This is a genomic window from Cellvibrio fibrivorans (assembly GCF_031457055.1).
GTDB lineage: Bacteria > Pseudomonadota > Gammaproteobacteria > Pseudomonadales > Cellvibrionaceae > Cellvibrio > Cellvibrio fibrivorans.
This window is the reverse complement of record NZ_JAVDVX010000018.1, coordinates 1-3,150: the sequence shown is the minus strand read 5'-3', so window position 1 is coordinate 3,150 and position 3,150 is coordinate 1. Positions and strand designations below refer to the sequence as shown.

At 40.9% G+C, this 3,150-nt stretch carries 5 protein-coding genes; all 5 read left to right on the top strand.

Annotation, left to right across the window (positions count from 1 at the left end; translation table 11 throughout):
• The first annotated feature begins 104 nt into the window (after positions 1–104).
• The 5 genes from J2X05_RS21040 (at position 105) to J2X05_RS21020 (ending at position 2,928) form a co-directional block, all read left to right on the top strand.
• On the top strand, positions 105–602 hold the full coding sequence (locus tag J2X05_RS21040) for a hypothetical protein (RefSeq protein WP_310076398.1): 498 nt from the start codon (positions 105–107) through the stop codon (positions 600–602).
• A 106-nt stretch (positions 603–708) separates the two neighbouring features.
• On the top strand, positions 709–1,092 hold the full coding sequence (locus J2X05_RS21035) for a hypothetical protein (protein WP_310076395.1): 384 nt from the start codon (positions 709–711) through the stop codon (positions 1,090–1,092).
• Positions 1,093–1,653: 561 nt separating this feature from the next.
• Positions 1,654–1,959, top strand: coding sequence for a hypothetical protein (locus J2X05_RS21030; RefSeq protein ID WP_310076393.1), 306 nt, complete (start codon positions 1,654–1,656; stop codon positions 1,957–1,959).
• A gap of 142 nt (positions 1,960–2,101) precedes the next feature.
• The gene (locus J2X05_RS21025) at positions 2,102–2,527 is read left to right on the top strand and encodes a hypothetical protein (protein ID WP_310076390.1); all 426 of its coding nucleotides are present in this window, start codon (positions 2,102–2,104) and stop codon (positions 2,525–2,527) included.
• Positions 2,528–2,664: 137 nt separating this feature from the next.
• Complete coding sequence (locus tag J2X05_RS21020) at positions 2,665–2,928, top strand: hypothetical protein (protein WP_310076387.1); 264 nt, start codon at positions 2,665–2,667, stop codon at positions 2,926–2,928.
• Positions 2,929–3,150 lie beyond the last annotated feature (222 nt).

The following is a 3,150-nucleotide window of genomic DNA, read 5'->3' as shown; positions in this document are numbered from 1 at the left end:
TGCGCTGGGACAGTTCGTAAGTCGCGCTTTTTGGTGTATCGTTACGGAAAGTTTATCGCAAGCGCAACTTACAAACTGCCCATTAACTAAGCGTTAAATTAATCATGAATATTGAACGCATTACTAAAATTCTAGAATTCGATGATGGCTCACTGCCAGATATAAATTTTGATTTTAATGGCGAGGAATGCGTTTCCAATGCTTACCTATACATTCAAAATTTGTCATCTCAGTTAGTTGGTTCGAACGCGTATTATTGGTCAAAGAGCAAGCAATCTGAAATACCAATTTTATTTGGCGAAAATCCCGCCTTGAGGCACATAGAAGGTGAGGCAGAATCATTTCATGTGCTTTTTGGTGGTATTAAAAGTAATTCTGGAAAAAAAGTCCCAGACCTAGGGGTTTATGTCCTGTCAAGTGACTACATATCCCTAGACTATAAAATGGGAAAGTGCTGGAATAATGAAGCCGTTATTGGCTTATTTGAAATAATGGCTGAATTTGAATCTCTGTCAAAAAATACAAGCATCAGCCACGAAGGCAATATTTTTGAGCAGGAAGGTGAGTTAATTTCTGCATATACAAGTTGGAAAAAAATTTAACAAAGCAATCAAACGGATGGTTTTTATGTTGCATTTTTGCCATTCCGCTTCGCTCCATCTTATGGCAAAAGTGCAACATAAAAACCACCGTTTATCGCAACGTTAGTTGAAACACGGAGCAAGAAAATTGTTTAGCTGGTTCAAGAAGAGCAAAAGGACAGAAGACTCAAAAGAGGAAATATTGAATTCCGGTCTAAATATGGCAATGGAGTTTGGTAAAAATTGGCTGCAACCCATTCAAGAAAGGCTTTCCAAAAAATATCCTCATCTTAATGCTGAGGAGCTTGAGCAATACAATGCCATGTGCCAAGCCGCTATGAGTTTTGGTCATGAAATTGTTTATGCGCTCGCCGAAGAGCATGGGAAAGAAACCAAATATGAACAATTTGAACCTATTTATACTCAGAATTATTCATGGGTTAATAAAAAGAATTTATCACGTCTTTTTTCGCAAGGTATGTACTATGCATGGAAAGACATGGGCTTTTAATACATCAACTAACAAATCGCACCAGGCTCGCACACTTCGTGTGCTGGACGCATTGTAAGTCGCGCATTTAGCGAATCGCTGCGCGAAGTTTATCGCACATGCGCAACTTACAATGCGCCCCTGTGCTCAGCGTTGTAAGGTAATATTTTAGTTTTGTAATCGCACTTGGTTGGTGTCATGAAGAAAAGCGTTTGCAGTTTCTATTACCTCACCTGCCGTCCGGTCTAACCTGTGGTCGAGTGCTGAAAGTTCACGTAGGTTTCACTGCCGTGCTAAATTCGCCGCAGTGTTAGTGAAAGGTGAAAGTGAATTAAAGTGAATCGCGCCTGGCTACAGCTCCATCAAGTCCGCGCGTTGAACAAAATAATTGGGTGCGGTTTTCGTAAGAGCAAGTGCGTTGTAGCAGCAACTAACGTCCGACTTACAACAAGGCGTTGAATCCGCGCACTGCGTGCGCTGGGACAGTTCGTAAGTCGCGCATTTGGTAAATCGTTACGGAAAGTTTATCGCAGGCGCAACTTACAAACTGCCCATTAACTAAGCGTTATGTGTAAATAGATTATGAGCCACACAATAGAAATCACTGAAGGCGCTGATGGAATACCGAGTGATACCGTCCTAAATGATGAATCACACTCACTAACGGTGAAAGTGGGCACTTATAACAATGATGTGCATTTAGAGTTTTCATCAAGAGAATCGCTTAGAGATTTTGCAAAAACTCTTCTGCATGAAAGTTATTACGGCTCAGGCGCGGTTGAGCTTTATCCACTGGGTACAGAAAACGGCTGGCTAGTAGTTGATGGAGTTCGATTGACAGAGAAAAGCTCAAGGGTGTTTATATGGTATCCCACGCAAAACACATAACAAATCGCGCCAGGCTCGCAAACTTCGTTTGCTGGACGCATTGTAAGTCGCGCATTTAGCGAATCGCTGCGCGGAGTTTATCGCACATGCGCAACTTACAACGCGCCCCTGCGCTCAACGTTAGCCATACCGAGAACGAAAAATGAAGTTTGAAATTGGAGAGCCAGAGCACGGATGGGTGAGAATTAAGTTGTCACATAATGGACTTGAGTTGGAATTTAACTCATCTGATGTGCCAAATAATCCAATCGCAGAGCTTATTTTAGCAATTGAATCAGTCTTAAACGGAGCGGACTCTTCTGTTTGGTGGCATCTTGAGCCGGAAGGTTATTACTTCAAATTTACAAAAGTGGGTTCGGAACTAGTATTTGAGGTTATGTACTCCGTAAGCTCATTAGAATCGCAAGCCAAATCTATTTTATTGGTGCGTGGCAGTTGTTATGAATTATTAATGCCTTTTTGGCGGGCGCTTCGTAAGTTTGAAACATTTAACTACAAAGAACAAAATTGGCCTATGGTAAATTTTAGTTCTTTAGCGAAAATTGAATTAAAGCTTAAAAATGGCTAACAAAGCGTAGCAACACGCCGCTGCGCGGCTGGACAGTTTGTAAGTCGCGCTTTTGTGGTTTTGCTACGCAAAAGTATTCCACAAAATCACAACTTACAAACTGCCGTTGTACGCGGCGTTATATTGAGGGAGCAAAAATGAAAAATTCTACAGCGATTAGATTTTTAGCTTACACAGCTTTTTTTATCATACCCACTATCTCCTTAATTAACTGTAATAGTTGGAGTGCGAACACAGGTAGTATTAATCAATGTTTTTTAGAAGTAGAGTTTTTGAAAGCTATTGCAGAATCCTTATGGGGGCTAATTTATATAAGCGCCTTTCTTGTTTTTACTCCATTAATGTTAATAATAGCTATCGTAATTTTAGCTGTTGAATTCACAGCTTCCAAGTTCAAATAATATAACAAGGTGTTCCAACACCGTTCCGGCGCTTCGCGCCTCCACTCGACAGTTTGTAAGTAGCGCATTTAGCGAATTGCTGCGCAAAGTTTATCGCAATGCGCTACTTACAAACTGCGGTTGAACACAACGTTGTAAGGTAATATTTTAGTGTTGTTATCGCACTTGGTTAGTGTTGTGGAGAAAAGCGTTTGCAGTTTCTATTACATTACCTGCCGTCCG